Origin of the sequence: Ornithinibacillus salinisoli (genome assembly GCF_042684965.1) — a bacterium.
Taxonomy (GTDB): Bacteria; Bacillota; Bacilli; order Bacillales; family Amphibacillaceae; genus Ornithinibacillus; species Ornithinibacillus salinisoli.
On sequence record NZ_JBHUMI010000040.1, the window covers coordinates 1 to 16,029 of the forward strand.

17 protein-coding genes are annotated in these 16,029 nt (G+C 36.7%); 6 read left to right on the top strand and 11 right to left on the bottom strand.

The window, feature by feature from the left end:
• Nucleotides 1–172: 172 nt before the first annotated feature.
• Together ACFSTA_RS18860 and ACFSTA_RS18865 are read right to left on the bottom strand one after the other, a co-directional pair.
• Nucleotides 173–493 carry a thioredoxin family protein gene (locus ACFSTA_RS18860; protein WP_377558387.1) on the bottom strand — a complete coding sequence of 107 codons (321 nt, stop codon included), beginning with the start codon at nucleotides 491–493 and terminating at the stop codon, nucleotides 173–175.
• A gap of 69 nt (nucleotides 494–562) precedes the next feature.
• Nucleotides 563–1,378 (bottom strand): DUF368 domain-containing protein, encoded by an 816-nt coding sequence (locus ACFSTA_RS18865; protein ID WP_377558388.1) that lies wholly within the window; start codon nucleotides 1,376–1,378, stop codon nucleotides 563–565.
• Between the two features lie 160 nt (nucleotides 1,379–1,538).
• Between ACFSTA_RS18865 and ACFSTA_RS18870 the strand changes: the two genes are divergently transcribed.
• Together ACFSTA_RS18870 and ACFSTA_RS18875 are read left to right on the top strand one after the other, a co-directional pair.
• Nucleotides 1,539–1,868, top strand: a complete 330-nt coding sequence (locus ACFSTA_RS18870) for a PadR family transcriptional regulator (RefSeq protein ID WP_377558403.1) — start codon at nucleotides 1,539–1,541, stop codon at nucleotides 1,866–1,868.
• A gap of 1 nt (nucleotide 1,869) precedes the next feature.
• On the top strand, nucleotides 1,870–2,562 hold the full coding sequence (locus ACFSTA_RS18875) for a DUF1129 family protein (protein ID WP_377558389.1): 693 nt from the start codon (nucleotides 1,870–1,872) through the stop codon (nucleotides 2,560–2,562).
• A gap of 32 nt (nucleotides 2,563–2,594) precedes the next feature.
• Here the strand turns inward: ACFSTA_RS18875 and ACFSTA_RS18880 are convergent, their stop codons facing one another.
• The 4 genes from ACFSTA_RS18880 to ACFSTA_RS18895 form a co-directional block, all read right to left on the bottom strand.
• Nucleotides 2,595–3,758 (bottom strand): CapA family protein, encoded by a 1,164-nt coding sequence (locus ACFSTA_RS18880; protein ID WP_377558390.1) that lies wholly within the window; start codon nucleotides 3,756–3,758, stop codon nucleotides 2,595–2,597.
• A gap of 111 nt (nucleotides 3,759–3,869) precedes the next feature.
• Nucleotides 3,870–5,012 (bottom strand): acyl-CoA dehydrogenase family protein, encoded by a 1,143-nt coding sequence (locus ACFSTA_RS18885; RefSeq protein ID WP_377558391.1) that lies wholly within the window; start codon nucleotides 5,010–5,012, stop codon nucleotides 3,870–3,872.
• 11 nt (nucleotides 5,013–5,023) lie between these two features.
• Nucleotides 5,024–5,797 carry an SDR family NAD(P)-dependent oxidoreductase gene (locus ACFSTA_RS18890; protein WP_377558392.1) on the bottom strand — a complete coding sequence of 258 codons (774 nt, stop codon included), beginning with the start codon at nucleotides 5,795–5,797 and terminating at the stop codon, nucleotides 5,024–5,026.
• A 12-nt stretch (nucleotides 5,798–5,809) separates the two neighbouring features.
• A complete protein-coding gene (locus ACFSTA_RS18895; RefSeq protein WP_377558393.1) occupies nucleotides 5,810–6,961 on the bottom strand; it encodes a thiolase family protein in 1,152 nt (383 codons plus the stop codon).
• 149 nt (nucleotides 6,962–7,110) lie between these two features.
• Here ACFSTA_RS18895 and ACFSTA_RS18900 point away from each other — a divergent pair, with 149 nt between their 5' ends.
• The 4 genes from ACFSTA_RS18900 (at nucleotide 7,111) to ACFSTA_RS18915 (ending at nucleotide 9,702) form a co-directional block, all read left to right on the top strand.
• Nucleotides 7,111–7,524, top strand: coding sequence for a DUF4064 domain-containing protein (locus ACFSTA_RS18900; RefSeq protein WP_377558394.1), 414 nt, complete (start codon nucleotides 7,111–7,113; stop codon nucleotides 7,522–7,524).
• 22 nt (nucleotides 7,525–7,546) lie between these two features.
• The gene (locus ACFSTA_RS18905; RefSeq protein WP_377558395.1) at nucleotides 7,547–8,473 is read left to right on the top strand and encodes an ABC transporter ATP-binding protein; all 927 of its coding nucleotides are present in this window, start codon (nucleotides 7,547–7,549) and stop codon (nucleotides 8,471–8,473) included.
• Nucleotides 8,460–9,434, top strand: a complete 975-nt coding sequence (locus tag ACFSTA_RS18910) for an ABC transporter permease (protein WP_377558396.1) — start codon at nucleotides 8,460–8,462, stop codon at nucleotides 9,432–9,434. The genes ACFSTA_RS18905 and ACFSTA_RS18910 overlap by 14 nt, the downstream gene beginning before the upstream one ends.
• Nucleotides 9,435–9,516: 82 nt before the next feature.
• Nucleotides 9,517–9,702, top strand: coding sequence for a hypothetical protein (locus tag ACFSTA_RS18915; protein ID WP_377558397.1), 186 nt, complete (start codon nucleotides 9,517–9,519; stop codon nucleotides 9,700–9,702).
• A 20-nt stretch (nucleotides 9,703–9,722) separates the two neighbouring features.
• On the opposite strand, the gene ACFSTA_RS18920 is transcribed toward ACFSTA_RS18915, so the two are convergent.
• From ACFSTA_RS18920 to ACFSTA_RS18940, 5 genes are all read right to left on the bottom strand, one after another.
• On the bottom strand, nucleotides 9,723–9,995 hold the full coding sequence (locus ACFSTA_RS18920; protein ID WP_377558398.1) for a DUF1232 domain-containing protein: 273 nt from the start codon (nucleotides 9,993–9,995) through the stop codon (nucleotides 9,723–9,725).
• 29 nt (nucleotides 9,996–10,024) lie between these two features.
• Nucleotides 10,025–10,738 carry a trehalose operon repressor gene (gene treR, locus ACFSTA_RS18925; RefSeq protein ID WP_377558399.1) on the bottom strand — a complete coding sequence of 238 codons (714 nt, stop codon included), beginning with the start codon at nucleotides 10,736–10,738 and terminating at the stop codon, nucleotides 10,025–10,027.
• 12 nt (nucleotides 10,739–10,750) lie between these two features.
• A complete protein-coding gene (gene treC, locus ACFSTA_RS18930; protein WP_377558400.1) occupies nucleotides 10,751–12,412 on the bottom strand; it encodes an alpha,alpha-phosphotrehalase in 1,662 nt (553 codons plus the stop codon).
• A 30-nt stretch (nucleotides 12,413–12,442) separates the two neighbouring features.
• A complete protein-coding gene (treP, locus tag ACFSTA_RS18935) occupies nucleotides 12,443–14,374 on the bottom strand; it encodes a PTS system trehalose-specific EIIBC component (RefSeq protein ID WP_377558401.1) in 1,932 nt (643 codons plus the stop codon).
• 197 nt (nucleotides 14,375–14,571) lie between these two features.
• Complete coding sequence (locus ACFSTA_RS18940; RefSeq protein WP_377558402.1) at nucleotides 14,572–15,639, bottom strand: PQQ-dependent sugar dehydrogenase; 1,068 nt, start codon at nucleotides 15,637–15,639, stop codon at nucleotides 14,572–14,574.
• Between the last annotated feature and the right edge of the window lie 390 nt (nucleotides 15,640–16,029).

Below are 16,029 nucleotides of genomic sequence, written 5' to 3' on the forward strand. Positions count from 1 at the left end.
AAATCCATAGTACACGCATCCCCATTCTTTTTTCTTGTTTCTAGTCAATTCAAGTATAAAGAATGTTTGGGCTTGCGTGTATTTTTTTTCAGAATTTTATCTGAACCCCAACAAATATTATAGAGCCCAAAAAATCACTCTCCTAAGAAGAAGAGTGATTTTCCTTGTTATATTATCCTAATTGCTGATGTAAAAATTCAGTAACGGACTCTGGAGTTTTCGTATATGCACTATGTTGATGAGCTTTTTTCTCCCCATTTTGGAAGATCAATATACTAGGAATTCCCATAACCTCATATTTCTGAGCAATTCCTTCTATTTCATCACTATTTACATCATACCAGTTATAATTATTAAATTCTTCTAAAATACCGTCAATAAACATGTCCATTCGTTTACAATCCGGGCACCAATCCGCATAAAACTTAACGATTACTGGTTCTTCACTTTCTATAATTTCATTGAATTTTTCTTCTGTTTGTATATGTTCCATTAATTTACACCCCTTATTTACCTTTAAACCTATTGTATCGATTGTAGATAGCTTTGTCTTATAGTTTGCTTATTCCTTATATTCTACTCTTCCCAAAATATATGCTACACCTAGTCCTGTAGCAAACGTCACAACACTTGCTCCTACTAGTCCAGCTGTTGTCGGCCAACCTGGAAACACTACAAAAATTGAACCAATTACCAAACCAATGATGATAGAAAAGGTCCCTGTATGGAAATTTTTTAAAAAATAATTAATAATTTTGCTCATTGCTACTATACCAATAACAATTCCTACTCCTACAACTGCAATCACATCCAATTGCAAATTACTTATTGCACCCATAATTGGATAGTAAACACCAATAACCATTAAAATAAATGAGCCACTAATCCCAGGTAAAACCATTGCTGCACTAGCGATAAAACCGGAAAAAAACAATAGGATATATGTAGACAACGTAATTGTTTCTATAACTGTTTCATCTGCTTCTTGAAGAAATCCCATAGCCCCTACAAGTATAGCTCCTAATGATAGTAATACAATATGTTTTAACGTAAATTTATTCTTCGCATCCGCTTGTTGAATTAGATTTGGTAGAATTCCAATGATTAAACCTAAAAAGAAAAATTGCATTGGACCAGGATAATGTTCAAATAGCCACTCAATTAACTTCGCCAGTGAAAATATCGCTATGACTACCCCTAATCCTAAAGGAATTAAAAAACCTAATTGTTTCTTCCAGTCCTTACTCGTTAATCCATTAATAGCCGCAATTAATCGATCATAAATTCCAAGTAGTACCGCAATTGTCCCACCACTAACACCAGGTATAACATCACTAGCGCCCATCATCATTCCACGATATATATTCTTCCACTCCATTAAATTGTGCTCCTTTATAAAAATCACTAATATATAATATATTACCAAAAAATACTTGCATTTTATAGAAAAAGTTTTATACTATAGATAAAGCTACTTTGTATTGCAAGGTAGCTTTATTTACAGGAAGTATCTTGTATAACAAGGTAGGTGGGTAAAAATTTCATTACGCAGCCAATTATTAAAAGGTATTCTGGAAGGATGTATATTATCGATTATCAAGCAACAACCGACATATGGATATGAACTCTCTGTACGACTTCAGGAGTTCGGTCTAACTGATGTAAGTGAAGGTTCGATATATCCAATCTTACTTCGTCTGCAGAAAGAAGCATTAATTCAAGGAACAATGAAAAATTCAGAAGCTGGTCCGAAGAGAAAATACTATCATCTAACAGATAAAGGTCATGAAGCACTTCAAGAATTTATCCATCATTGGGAAAGCATTAAGCTACCCGTAGAAAAAATCATAGAAAAAGGAGGGAAATAATATGAACTCAAAGGAGATTATCCAATTAAATAATGAAAAACGTGAGTTATTAACAGAAGAAAACCATAAGATCTATGAGGATATGCTTGTTTATATTCGATTGAATTCCGATAAATCGGAACAACAAACAGAAGAGGTTTTATTAGAATTACTTGATCACTTGCTTCAAGCGCAAAATGAAGGGAAATCAGCTAGTGATATTTTCGGTACTGATTTTAAAGCATATTGCAATGATATTATAACTGAAATTCCAGGAGAAAAAACTTCTAAGAAAGCAATTGCTTTAACTTATTTTGGGATTAATTTTTTAGCAATGTTTAGTCTAACATATGGAATTTTGGGATTCGTTTTCTACCATGTATTTGATTTAGGATCCGATTTATTTAGCTTTTCTCTAGGTTCCGGTATTTTAATAATCGTAATAGATTTATGTGCACTTTATGTTTTTATTCAAATTCTTTTAAGATGGCTAAAAAAATCAATCTTTAACCAAAAACAATCCAAAAAATGGGTAGAATTTGTGCAGTTATGGTTTTTTTGTACCTTTTACATCGGAATATTCGTCTTGATCAGTTATTTCATGCCAGAATTCGGTGCAAAGCTCCATGTACCTATCATTGTTTTCGCCTGGATAGGAGTAATTCTTTACTTAACATCTTTTATTCTAAACAAAAAATACCGTATCACAAAATAACAGAAAGCTCATCCATTCAGATGAGCTTCTTATTATTCCTCTATAAACTTCAACTCAGGCATCCACTGTGACATGTGTTCCTTCATATCTTCATAATGTTTTTGCGCATTTAGAAGGTCACTTTCGGTCAATTGATACATTGGAATTACCTCGAAATTTTTCCAGTTTTCGTATTTTACATATGTTGGCACAAATTGTGGTGTATGTATATCAATGAGCTTTTCACCATTTTCAACAGTCTTCGTAATGGAAAATTTCAATATTCCTCCAATTTGTCGATAGAATTCATCCTGTCCAGATAAAAAGTTACCTAGTGAGTAAGCGACAAGGGTTTTGTTTCCACTTTCCCCCGTAACCCACTCTAGGGGTTGTAAAACATGTGGATGATGACCTAAAACAATATGAACACCTTGATCAGCCACAAATTGAACAAGATCCTTCTGTGCATCATTTGGCATTCGTTCGTATTCATTTCCAAAATGAAGACTTAATGCAACAACATCTGCTAGCTCCTTCGCTTCCTCAATCTCCATTGCTATAAGCTCCCGGTCAATTAAATTAACCAAGTAATCCTTCCCTACTGGAACAGGAATACCATTCGTTCCATACGTATAGGATAAGAAGGCTACTGATATTCCTTCTTCTGTTTCAAAAACTCTTATATTCTCTCGATCTTCTTCATCTTTATACGAACCCGTATACATCATATCGATTTTTTCCCAATGCTTAATCGCTCGCTGAATAGCCTCTTCCCCACGATCTAACGTGTGATTATTAGCCAGAGAAACAACATTGATTCCTGCCCATTTTAAAGCATCACCTAGCTCTGTTGGGCTATTAAATGTTGGGTAGGATGATAAGCCTATTTCTTCCCCACCTATCATTGTTTCTTGATTCGCAATTGATATCGTTGAGTCTTCTAAAAATGGTTTGACTCGTTCCAGCATTCCTGTAAAATCATAACCATCTGCCGTCTTCGCATCATTATATACTGGACTATGGATTAACATATCTCCAATAGCAGAAAACGTAATCTCTTGGACTAACTTTGGAGGGTGCTTTGAATCTTTTGGTTCGATCTGGTTTTCGCTATGATTATTTACTACATATTCCCCCTGTGTACTTCCATTGTTCCATGAACAAGATGCCAATAACATGCTCATGAAACAGAGAAATAACAGTATACCCCTTTTCATAAATAGCCGCTCCTTTATTCTAGTTGTCATCATCATAACACAAAATATGACTAAATTTGAGATAATTTGTGATTTGAACGGTTATTTTGTCGTATGTCTTTTATTTTATACCTATAGGCCGATATTTTTTGCGATAATGGTTTTCATTATTTCATTTGTTCCTGCATAAATAGCAGATACAGGTATATCTCGGTACCTTCTTGCAATCTTATAGTCTTCCATATAACCGTATCCACCATGCAATTGCATACATTCGGAGGCAATATCACGTGCCGTTTCCGTTAACCAGTACTTTGCCATCGAAACTTTTGTAACAATCTCTTTACCTGCAATATGATCTTCGATTAAGTCCTCTATAAAGGAATGCCCCAGTTCCACTTGAGTAGCCATTTGCGCTAATTTAAACTTCGTATTTTGAAATGTACTAATCGGTTTACCAAAAGCTTGTCGTGACTTTACATATTCAATGGTCATCTGTACCATTTCCTCTGCTGCTACCTGAGCACCAATAGCAACAATCAACCTTTCTTGCTGTAATTGTTCCATTAAATAGTGAAATCCTTTTCCTTCTTCGCCAATTCTATTTTCTATAGGGACGCGGCAATCTTCAAAATATAGTTCTGCGGTGTCTTGCGCGTGCAACCCTACTTTATTTAGCTTTTTACCACGAGAAAACCCTGGCATACCATCTTCAATTACTAGTAGACTTATTCCGTTGTGTCTTGCACTCGGTTCCGTTTTGACGGCAACTAGTACAAGATCGGCATGGAGTCCATTCGTGATAAAGGTTTTTTGCCCGTTTACTACATATTCGTTACCATCACGAATTGCAGCTGTCTTAATATTGGCTAAATCTGAACCGGCACCAGGTTCTGTCATTGCGATAGCTGTTATATGGTCTCCAGTCACACAACCTGGCAACCATTTATTTCGTTGCATTTCATTTCCGAATGATGAAATATACGGAACAACAATATCGGAGTGTAGTCCGATTCCAATTAAACTAGTACCAATTCGTTCGAGTTCCTCCAATATAATTACAGAGAAACTAAAATCCAGGTCAAGACCCCCATATTTTTCTTTTACTTGAGGACATAAAAATCCCATCTCCCCTAGCTTTTTCCATAGCTCCTTCGGTATTAATCGTTCTTCTTCCCATTTGTCATAGAATGGTTCTACCTCCTGTTGCAAAAACTTCCGAAGTGTTTTTCGAAACAGTTCATGTTCTTCTGTTTCCAAACGGTATTTCCCCATAAGATCTCTCCTTATTTAGGTTGCATGCGAATAGCCCCATCCAGACGAATCACTTCTCCATTTAACATTGGATTGTGCAAAATACTTTCAACCAAAGTTGCATATTCTGATGGGTAACCTAATCGATTTGGGAATGGAACTGAACTACCCAGGTGATTTTTCGCTGCTTCAGGCAGTGTGTCAAACATCGGCGTTTCAAATAATCCGGGGGCAATTGCCATTACTCTAACTCCGATCGATGCAAATTCACGGGCAATAGGTAATGTCATACTTGCTACAGCACCTTTGGATGCACTATATGCAGCCTGACCAATTTGCCCCTCGTATGCAGCAACAGAGGAAGTGTTAATAATTACTCCTCTTTCTTCCTGTCCATTCGTTGTATTCTCCTTCATAAAAGAAGACACAACACGGAGAACATTAAAGGTTCCGATTAAATTAACTTGAATAACTCGTTCAAACGCAGCTAAATCCATCGTCCCTTTATGACTTAGTACTTTTCCTGGTGTCGCAATACCTGCACAATTAATTAATACATTGATCGAGCCAAATCGTTCATATACTTTCCGCGCCATCTCCTCTACCTGCATAGCATTTGTAACATCCGCCTGAACAAAGAAAACCCGGTCCGATTCTCCTAAGTCGGTTAGCAACTGTTTGGCTCTCGTTTCGTTCCGATCGACTATTGCTACCATTCCACCACCATCTATTAGTTTTCGAACAGTTGCTTCACCTAATCCGGAAGCCCCACCAGTAACTATCGCTTTGACATCATTTGACTCCACTTGTATCCCTCCCTATTGGATTCGTTCTATAATTGTTGCGTTGGCCATCCCCATCCCTTCACATATAGCTAGTAATCCATATCTTCCATCGATACGTTCTAGCTCATGAATTAATGAAGTCATAAGCTTAGTACCTGTTGCACCCAAAGGATGGCCAAGGGCGATTGCCCCACCATTAACATTGAGTTTTTCTGGGTCTGCACCTATGTCATGAAGCCATGCTAAAGGAACAGGCGCAAAAGCCTCATTGACCTCATATCGATCGATGTCGGAAATGGAGAGGTTAGCCTTTTCCAATACGCGTTTAGTTGCTTCAATTGGTCCAGTTAACATCAGTGTTGGATCAGATCCCACTACTGCTCTAGCAATGATTCTAGCCTTTGGCTTCAACCCTAGTTCTTCTGCTTTTTCTCCGGACATAATTAATACTGCACTCGCACCATCACTCATCTGGCTTGCGTTTCCAGCAGTAATTTTCCCCTCCTCCTGAAAAACAGGATTCAATTCTGCCAAGGCTTCCTTAGAGGTGGATTCCCGTGGACCCTCATCTACCTTTACGGTACGCTTAGAGCCCGTTTCGTCCACTACCTCAATGGGAACAATCTCTTGTTCAAAGTTTCCTAGTTTAATAGCTTTCAAGGCTTTTTTATGACTAGCTAATGAAAACGCATCCAATTGTTCTCTCGTAAAATTCCATTGATCAGCAATTTTTTCTGCAGATATCCCTTGGTTTACAATCTCATATCGCTCCATCAGTTTTTTGCTCGGCAACGTGTTCCCCATATTGGAGAACATTGGCGAACGCGTCATACTCTCTACGCCACCTGCAATAACAACATCCATATCACCTGAAGCAATCGCTTGTGCAGCAAAATGTATCGCTTGCTGGCTCGAACCACATTGGCGATCAATCGTAACTCCTGGTACCGCTGTAGGAAATCCCGCAGTCAGTGCTGCTGTTCTTGCGATGTTCCCTCCTTGCTCATTTACTTGAGTCACACAACCAAAAATAACGTCCTCTACATCTTCTTTCTTTATTCTTGAACGATTGACTAGTTGTTCTAATACCACTGCAGCTAACTCATCGGCACGATAATGAGTAAAACTTCCTTTTCTTCTTCCGACTGCCGTGCGACATCCCTCAATAATTACAACTTCACGCACAAACTCACCCCATTATTAGAATATTCGTTTTCTTTATTATAACGTTTTAAATCTGTTAATAAAAGTAAATACAATGTTATATTTAATATGAAACATTTTATTATTAGTTTCCGTACTACAGGTAAGACAATTTTATGGAGGTGCTTTTTATGAAAAGAACAGGAGAAGTAATTTTAGGTATTATTGGTGCATTTTTATATGGAATTCTAGCATTTTTCGGAGGTTTATTTTTATGGTTGAAAAATAATCCTGACCTTGTACAAGATATGTTAAATGAAAGTCCAGAAGATTTAGGGGTTTCTCTCAATGATATGATAGCAACAATGGGAACTGGAGGAGTATATCTGCTTGTTTCCTCATTAATCGCTATTGTCTTAGGTATTATCGCAATGTTCCTACTTAAAGGCAACAAGAACCCTAAGATTGCTGGTATCATCTTTATTGTAACATCCGTTATATTTGCTGTAATTACAGTTGGCGCAGGTATATTTGCAGGGATTCTATACTTAATTGCGGGTATCATGTGTCTTGTTAGAAAACCGAAAACGTTGATTGAAGAATAATTAATTTTTGGAGGATAACGTAATGTCTGATGTAGCAATGGAACTAATAGATGTAAAAAAAACGATAGGAAAAAAAGAAATTATTAAAGGACTATCCTTTTCCATACACAAAGGAGAAGTATTTGGTTTTATTGGTCCAAATGGCGCAGGTAAAACAACTACAATCCGAATGATGGTTGGTTTAATGCGACTTACGGATGGAGATGTAAGGATCTTAGGAAAAAGTATTACAACCAATTATAAGGAAGCAGTACGGGAAGTTGGAGCAATCGTTGAAAATCCTGAAATGTATCCTTTTATGTCTGGTTGGCAAAACTTGAAGCACTATGCCCGCATGATCCCGGGAATTTCAAAAGAACGAATCCAAGAAGTAATCTCCCTTGTAGGGTTAGAAAAAGTAATCAAAGAAAAAGTAGGTAGGTATTCATTAGGAATGCGGCAACGACTAGGAATTGCTCAAGCATTACTACATAATCCTTCTATTTTAATTCTAGATGAGCCTACGAATGGACTTGATCCAGCTGGGATACGAGAAATCCGTGAATATATACGTAAGATTGCTAGAGAACAACAAGTAGCCGTTATTATCTCTAGCCATTTATTAGCCGAAATCGAACAGGTTTGTGATCGTATTGGCATCATCAAAAACGGTGAAATGATAGCTATTCAGTCTGTCAATGATCAACAAGAAGCAGCACAAGAAAATCTAAGTCAAGTTCAAATGGAAGTCTCTCCAATTGATAAGGCGAAGAATCTTCTAAAAGAGAAGTATGAAATTGATGTAGACGTTGAGGAAGATTCTCTGTCATTCCAGTACAATAAAGCAGATATTCCAGAATTAATTCGTCTGCTTGTTGCCGAAGAAATTAACGTCTTCCAAGTTGGAATATCAAAAGTAACATTAGAAGATAAATTCTTTGATTTGATTGGAGAGAATGTCATTGGTTAGATTTATGAAATTGCTTATAAACGAACAAATAAAAATATATATTCGAAAATCAACTTGGGCAATGTACATCATTTTAGCTATCCTTGTTATTGGATTTGCTGCATTAACAAATACATTTGATGAGACAGACAAATATTCTGAAGATAATTGGCGTGAAGAATTGCAAAATGAAAATGAGACACTTTTGAAAGAAAATGATGAAATTAAAGGTGATGAGTTTTCTGAATCCATTATTGGTTATAACTTGGAAACGGTTGATAAAAACAATTACTATTTAGAAAATGATATTCAACCTTTACAGTATGGAGCATGGCGATTCATCATGGACAATAGAGCAATGTTATCCGTAGTTAGCTTACTGACGATAATAATCGCCGCAGGTATTGTAGCAAGTGAATTTCGTTGGGGAACAATTAAGCTGTTGCTTATACGACCAATTTCAAGACATTTGATATTACTTTCAAAATATATTTCCGTATTACTATTTGCCTTGTTCACATTACTTTTCGTATTTGTTTTTTCCTTAATTATCGGATCTATCTTTTTTGGATTCGAAGGAATAAATCCGCATTTGGTGATGCAACAGGATGGTGCTTGGGCTCAAATATCAATCATTAACGAGATTTTCTCTGGGTATGGGTATAGCCTTGTGAATTTAGTAATGATGGCTACTTTTGCCTTTATGATTTCGGCTGCTTTCCGTAACAGCACGCTCGCAATTGGTGTCGCTATATTCTTAATGATGGCAGGAAATTCAATCGTTGGCTTTTTTAGTGACCGTGACTGGGCGAAATATATTCTTTTCGCCAATACAGATTTAAAGCGATATGCAGATGGGAGCTCCCCGTGGGTCGAAGGTATGACAATGGGCTTTTCCATTACCGTATTACTCGTTTACTATGTTATTTTCATGGTAGTAACTTGGGTGTTTTTCACGAAAAGAGATGTTGCTGGTAACTAATTGGGTTTACGCTTCATAACGTAATTGCTTTGTGTTATAAATAAAGTAAGATATGTTAATTTGTACCTTTGAGGTGTATAATGTGAAACGATATTTAACGTTTGTTTTTTTACTATTAAGTGCAGTTATTTTAATCATTGGTTTGCGTATTGACCTGCAATGGACAGGGGCTGTAACCTGGGCGTTAACCTTAATTTGCTTGATTTTTGCAGCGTATTATACAAAGTATATTCCGGATAATAAAGAAGATAAAAAATCTAGGGATTAAATCCCTAGATTTTTGTTTATCTATAGGTCATGCTTGTCTTTTAAAGATTTTGGAGCGTTCTTCACCATTAATTGTAGGAAGAGGATTGCAATTGTAATATCATCTAACAACCCCAGTCCTAATAAAAAATCAGGAATAAGGTCAAATGGAAATAAGACATACCCTAAAATAAAGAAAAAGAAAAACATCTTTTTAAATAGACTTACTTCCCTCGACAAAAAGAAATCCTTAAAAAATGGAATTGATTTTCGAAGTTTAAATAAAAATCCGAGTCGTTTGACAAAACGAGTCATCATGATTCCCCCAACATTACAAGTTCGAATTAAGTATTAACTCTTCTTGCAAAATCAACAAAACGAAATTTATCTGGTCGATGCCTAGACTCGGTGTATTGAAATAAACTTGTATCATCTAAATATACATGACTTCTTATAACCACAATATTCGCATATCCTTCAAGGTCTAATCGTTCTCGATCCTCTTCTGTAGGTTCTTCAACAGTAATTTCTTTTTGCGCAAAACCAATTGTCAATCCTAATTCATCTTCAATATACTGATAGATCGAATCCTCACAAATTTCCTTTGAAAGTATGGGAATATATTTTTCATTAAAATAATCTTTATCCAATATAATTCTTTCACCAGATATTTCTCTAATTCGGATAACCTTCCATACACGTTCATCGGTATTCGCAATTTCCTGCACGACTTCATGGTCATTTTTTACGTATCCTAAATCCTGGACGATCGTTTTCGTCGATAGGTTTAATTGATTAGCTAACTCTTTATAACTAACAATGCCAGATACAGGAAAAGAGAATTTATGAACATCTAGTACAACGGAGCCTTTCCCGCGGATTTTTTGAATATAGCCATTTTGGGAAAGTAAGTTCAAAGCCTTCCGAATCGTTTCGCGGGATGTCTGGTAACTGCTTGTTAATTCGTTTTCCGATGGAAGCAATGTATTTACTGGAAATACGTTGGCATGTATTTTATTTACTAAGTCATCATAAATGGATAAGTATTTCTTGTGCATTTCCTAAAACCTCTATTTTTTTACATAATACACGACTGACTCATATGGCCTTAGTATCATTTCTCTTAGCTTCTTTGGTGAATCTGGATAGTTTGCTAATAGTAATTGACCATTCTCTGATCCTTCTACATTCAAATTTAATGTAACTTCATCTGCATAAAAGTTGTTAATCACAATTAGTGTTTCGTTATGCCAATTTCGTGTATAAGCAAAGATTTGAGGATCATCAGCAATTAATAATTGATAGTCCCCATACGTAATAATATCATACTTTTTACGTAGCTCAATTAACTTTTGATAATGCTCAAAAACAGAATTATGCTCTTGTAATACCTTCTCCACATTTATATCTGGATAATTTGGTGCTGGCGCTATCCAAGGGGTTCCCGTAGTAAAACCAGCATTTGCTTCGTCTGACCATTGCATTGGTGTTCGTGCATTATCTCGAGATTTTTGCTGTAAGATTGCAATTATTTCTTCATCAGACTTCCCTTTTCCCTTTAAATTTTCATAAGCATTGATGGATTCGACATCACGATATTGATCAAGAGATGTAAAATTAGGGTTTGTCATGCCAATTTCTTCCCCTTGATAAATATATGGTGTTCCTTGCATCATATGGATGGTTGTAGCAAGCATTTTTGCAGATTCTTTATAGTACTCGCCCTCATCTCCAAAACGTGATACCACTCGTGGCTGATCATGGTTACACCAGAATAGTGCATTCCAACCACCACCTACGTGCATACCAACCTGCCAATGAGAAAGTATCTTTTTTAATTTAATGAAATCAAATGGAGCCTTTGTCCATTTTTCCCCATTTGGATAGTCTACTTTCAAATGATGAAATTGAAATGTCATATCTAATTCTTTACGTTCTGGATTTGTGTAAAGGACACAATTTTCTAGTGTTGTAGATGACATCTCCCCAACCGTCATCATGTTATATGGGGAGAAGACAGCTTGGTTAATTTCATGTAAGTATTCATGAACGCGTGGTCCATCGGTATAGAATTTTCTACCGTCACCTGTTTCGTCATTTGGAAAATGCTGATCTTTTGAAATAAGATTGATGACATCCAACCGAAACCCATCTATCCCTTTTTCCGCCCAAAACTGAATCATCTCTACTAATTTTTCTCTTACTGCTTTGTTTTCCCAATTTAAATCGGCTTGGGTAACATCGAATAAGTGTAAGTAGTATTGACCTGTTTTTTCGTCATACTGCCAAGCATTTCCGCCGAATTTTGATTCCCAATTGGTTGGTTCAGAATCATCCACCGGATCTTTCCAAATATAGAAATCTCGATAAGCATTCGTCTTGGAAGATGCAGACTGTTTAAACCATTCGTGTTCCGTTGACGTATGATTAATAACTAAATCCATAATTAACTTCATCCCACGTGCATGGGTTTCATCCAATAATCGCTGAAAATCTTCCATTGTTCCATAGGTTGGTTCAATGGCATAATAATCACTAATATCATAACCGTTATCTTTTTGTGGTGATTGATAAACAGGTGTTAACCAAATAACGTCGATACCTAGTTTTTTTAGATAGTCTAGCTTTTGAATAATCCCCTGTATATCACCAATACCATTACCCGTTGTATCATGAAAGCTTTTCGGATAAATCTGATATACAGTTGCCTTTTTCCACCATGCTTCGTTCATTACGTGTTTCACTCCTACTTCGTTAATTGGTTAATCTAATGTTCGTTTTGCAATAAGGTACGTAACGATGAATGGTACAACGATAACAATTGCCATTCCGATTAAGAATGAGATCCAATCCGAGGCAACGATAGATAACGGTGCTGGAATACCTCCTACGCCAATGGAATTTGCTTTTACATTTTGTAGTGTTATAAACGCACCTGCAATAGCTGTACCAATGATTGCTGCAAAGAACGGGTATCGATAACGTAGGTTTACACCAAACATTGCTGGTTCTGTTATCCCTAGCCAAGCTGATATTCCGGATGTCCCAGCAAGACCTTTTAAATTTTCGTCCTTAGCTGCCAGCATCATGGCAAATACTGCCGCACCTTGTGCAATATTAGATAAAGCAACGATTGGCCATAAGAAAGTCGTTTCCGTACTTCCTAATAATTGCAAATCTACTGCTAGGAATGTATGGTGCATTCCTGTAATAACTAGTGGTGCATATAATGCGCCATAAACAAGTCCACCGATAATTGGTACTGTGTCAAAGATTGCTACTAATCCATCTGTAATCCAATTACCAAGTGTAAATGTAATCGGTCCAATAATAATAAATGCAAGAAAACCAGTTATTAACAATGCGACAGGAGCAACTACTAATAGTTGTAAGGAATCAATAACACGTTTTCGAAGGAATATCTCGATCTTAGCAAGTACCCATGATGCAAATAATACTGGTAGCACCTGGCCTTGATATCCGACTTTTTCCACCTCAAAACCGAATAAATCCCAAGTTGGAATGTCACCTTCTGTTAATGCAGAGCCATAACCCCAAGCATTCATCAAATCAGGATGTACTAAAATTAATCCAAGTACAACACCTAATAGTTCATGTCCCCCAAATCGCTTAACAGCTGACCACCCTATTAATGCTGGCAAGAAAGTAAATGCGGTATTTGCAATAATATTAATCATATCTGCAATACCAGCCCACTGTGGATACGTTTCAATTAATGCGGGTGATTCTCTACCAAATATACCTGGGTTCGCTAAAATATTATTAATCCCCATTAACAAACCGGCTGTTACAATGGCAGGTAATATAGGAATAAAAATATCAGCTAGCACTTTAATTGCACGCTGTATTGGGTTCTGGTTTTTCCCGCCGGCAGCTTTTACATCCTCCTTCGTCGCTTCTTGAATACCAGTCTCATTTACCATGGCCTTATATACCTTATCAACTGTTCCTTGACCAATTACAATTTGATACTGGCCATTTGCTGAAAAAGAACCTTTTACTAGATGCATTTCTTCCAATGCTTCTTCATTTACTTTACTTTCATCCTCAAGTGCAAAACGTAGACGTGTCACACAATGAGTCGCTGCATTTATATTATCGACGCCTCCAACAGCAGCTACAATATCTAATGCCTCTTGACTATATTGCATGCCACTTGTTGGCGTTTTCATTTGATCACTATTTTTTGAGTCTTTTTGCCCTTTTACTGTCGTTCCTAAAAGTACCGAGTCTAATGCAACAACATCTTTCTCTTCTGTTTTTTCCAATCCTTCAAATTGATCACCATTTGTAATGACAATTGGCGTGACAAGACTTTTAGCCTTTTCCTTAATAAATTCCAAATCAAATGTTACTAATGGTTCTCCAGCTTTCACCTTATCTCCTTGCCGGACATGTGTTTCAAAGCCCTCACCTTTTAAGGCAACCGTTTCCAAACCAATATGAATTAAAACTTCAATACCAGAATCACTTACTAAACCAATGGCATGCTTTGTAGGAAAAATTTGCACAACCTCGCCATCAAATGGTGCGACTACCTTTCCGTCCGTAGGTTCAATGGCGATTCCATCTCCCATCATCTTTTGGGAAAAAGTCGGATCTGGAACTTCTTCTAGCTGAACAATATTCCCGCTTATTGGAGCATATATTAATACTTCATTTTCGTTATTCAATCAAAAATACCTCCTTCTATTGCAATTGAACTTGTATATACATGTCGCTTGAACATTATATCTTGTATATACAAGTTAGGCAACTAGTTTTATGAAATACCAATAATTACACTTTATCTTTCCCTGAATACATTCAGACATAACTAAAAAAGCTAAGGGTTACTTAGAATTTCTAAATTTCCCTTAGCATTGGCTTATTAATCTAATTTGTTTGCGGCTATATAGTATAGCCTATCGTCTCCTTCTATTGGATTACCACGTCCGTCTGTATTATTTGTGATAAAATATATTCCATTTTCGTTTGCTAAAACATCACGAATACGACCAACATCGGAAACGACCAAACTAACTTCTAATGTATCAAGGTTAGCTTTTCGTAGCCCTTCCCCTCTTAGTGAAGCAAAATAGAGATTCTCATTATAATAAGTCATTCCAGATGGTGCCCATGTCTCGTTTCCTGAATGAATTAGTGGCGTTTCCATACCTTCTTGATTTTCATCTCCCTGAATAATAGGCCAACCATAATTATGTCCTCTTTCTATTTTATTTAATTCATCATGGGCACTTGACCCATGTTCTGTTGCATATAATTGATCACCAACCCATGCTAGCCCTTGTGGATTCCGATGTCCAAAAGAATAGACATAGGAATCGTCGAAAGGATTATCTGTTGGAACCGTACCATCTACATTCATGCGCAAAATTTTTCCTGCAAGACTTTCAAGGTCCTGTGCTAACTCAGGAATTGTAGCGTCACCAGTAGTAATATATAACTTTTCATCTGGTCCAATTTCAATTCTGCCACCTTGGTGATAGTTTCCACCTGGAATCTTATCTAAAAGAACTTCCGTCTCTTCCCAATAATCTCCTTGATCTTTTATTTCCACCACTCTTTGAAAAAAATCACTTTCCTCCTGATAAGAATAATAAGCATAAGCGATATCCGTAAAATCAGATGGAAACGCAATTCCTAATAAACCCGCTTCCGATTGATTAGATAAATCTTTTTTCAAGTGAACAGGTTTTCTAATTTGCGAACCATCTTTAATCGACACAATATAGCCATCACGTTCACTAATGTAAAATACTTCGTTATGGTATACAATTTCCCATGGCTCGTTTAAGTTTGATGCTACTTCTTCATACAGTTCCGCATTCTGTTTACTTGCCTCCTCTGACGGCTCGTCATAATCCAATTCCTCTTCCCTTTGATTGGAGCAAGCAATAACTAATATACAAGACAAAAATAATATTACATATCGCATATCACAGTTCCTCCTCGATCAAGTTATATATAACCTTAGTCCATACAAAATTGCGATATAAAAGCATTGTGTACTCCATTCCGCCTTACCCTTTAGAAAACAACCAAAGAACAAAAGCGCAAGCGCCCGTTTAGCGACGTACGAACTGGACTGAGCCGTAGGAGATAAAGGAAACACGGCGCCCGAAGGAAGCCGATGTTGACTTATCGTACGAAGGTGAGGGAAGTTGCGCTAGTCGCTGAGCGCTGGAGCTGGACGTGGCTGTTCCTGCCAAGAAGTATCCACAGGCATTAAATTTTATAATTTCCTGGTGTTTGAAATAATATATTCAAACACAAAAAGTCCCATTGACTATGCTACGATTGAAGTACTTAACCAAGTTTAACTCAA

Coding starts and splice junctions, on each gene's coding strand:
- ACFSTA_RS18860 (WP_377558387.1), bottom strand. CDS start 493: ATGGAACATATACAAACAGAAGAAAAATTCAATGAAATTATAGAAAGT.
- ACFSTA_RS18905 (WP_377558395.1), top strand. CDS start 7,547: ATGTCTGATGTAGCAATGGAACTAATAGATGTAAAAAAAACGATAGGA.
- treC (WP_377558400.1), bottom strand. CDS start 12,412: ATGAACGAAGCATGGTGGAAAAAGGCAACTGTATATCAGATTTATCCG.
- ACFSTA_RS18940 (WP_377558402.1), bottom strand. CDS start 15,639: ATGCGATATGTAATATTATTTTTGTCTTGTATATTAGTTATTGCTTGC.
- ACFSTA_RS18900 (WP_377558394.1), top strand. CDS start 7,111: ATGAAAAGAACAGGAGAAGTAATTTTAGGTATTATTGGTGCATTTTTA.
- ACFSTA_RS18885 (WP_377558391.1), bottom strand. CDS start 5,012: ATGGGGAAATACCGTTTGGAAACAGAAGAACATGAACTGTTTCGAAAA.
- ACFSTA_RS18865 (WP_377558388.1), bottom strand. CDS start 1,378: ATGGAGTGGAAGAATATATATCGTGGAATGATGATGGGCGCTAGTGAT.
- ACFSTA_RS18880 (WP_377558390.1), bottom strand. CDS start 3,758: ATGAAAAGGGGTATACTGTTATTTCTCTGTTTCATGAGCATGTTATTG.
- ACFSTA_RS18910 (WP_377558396.1), top strand. CDS start 8,460: ATGTCATTGGTTAGATTTATGAAATTGCTTATAAACGAACAAATAAAA.
- ACFSTA_RS18920 (WP_377558398.1), bottom strand. CDS start 9,995: ATGACTCGTTTTGTCAAACGACTCGGATTTTTATTTAAACTTCGAAAA.
- treR (WP_377558399.1), bottom strand. CDS start 10,738: ATGCACAAGAAATACTTATCCATTTATGATGACTTAGTAAATAAAATA.
- ACFSTA_RS18875 (WP_377558389.1), top strand. CDS start 1,870: ATGAACTCAAAGGAGATTATCCAATTAAATAATGAAAAACGTGAGTTA.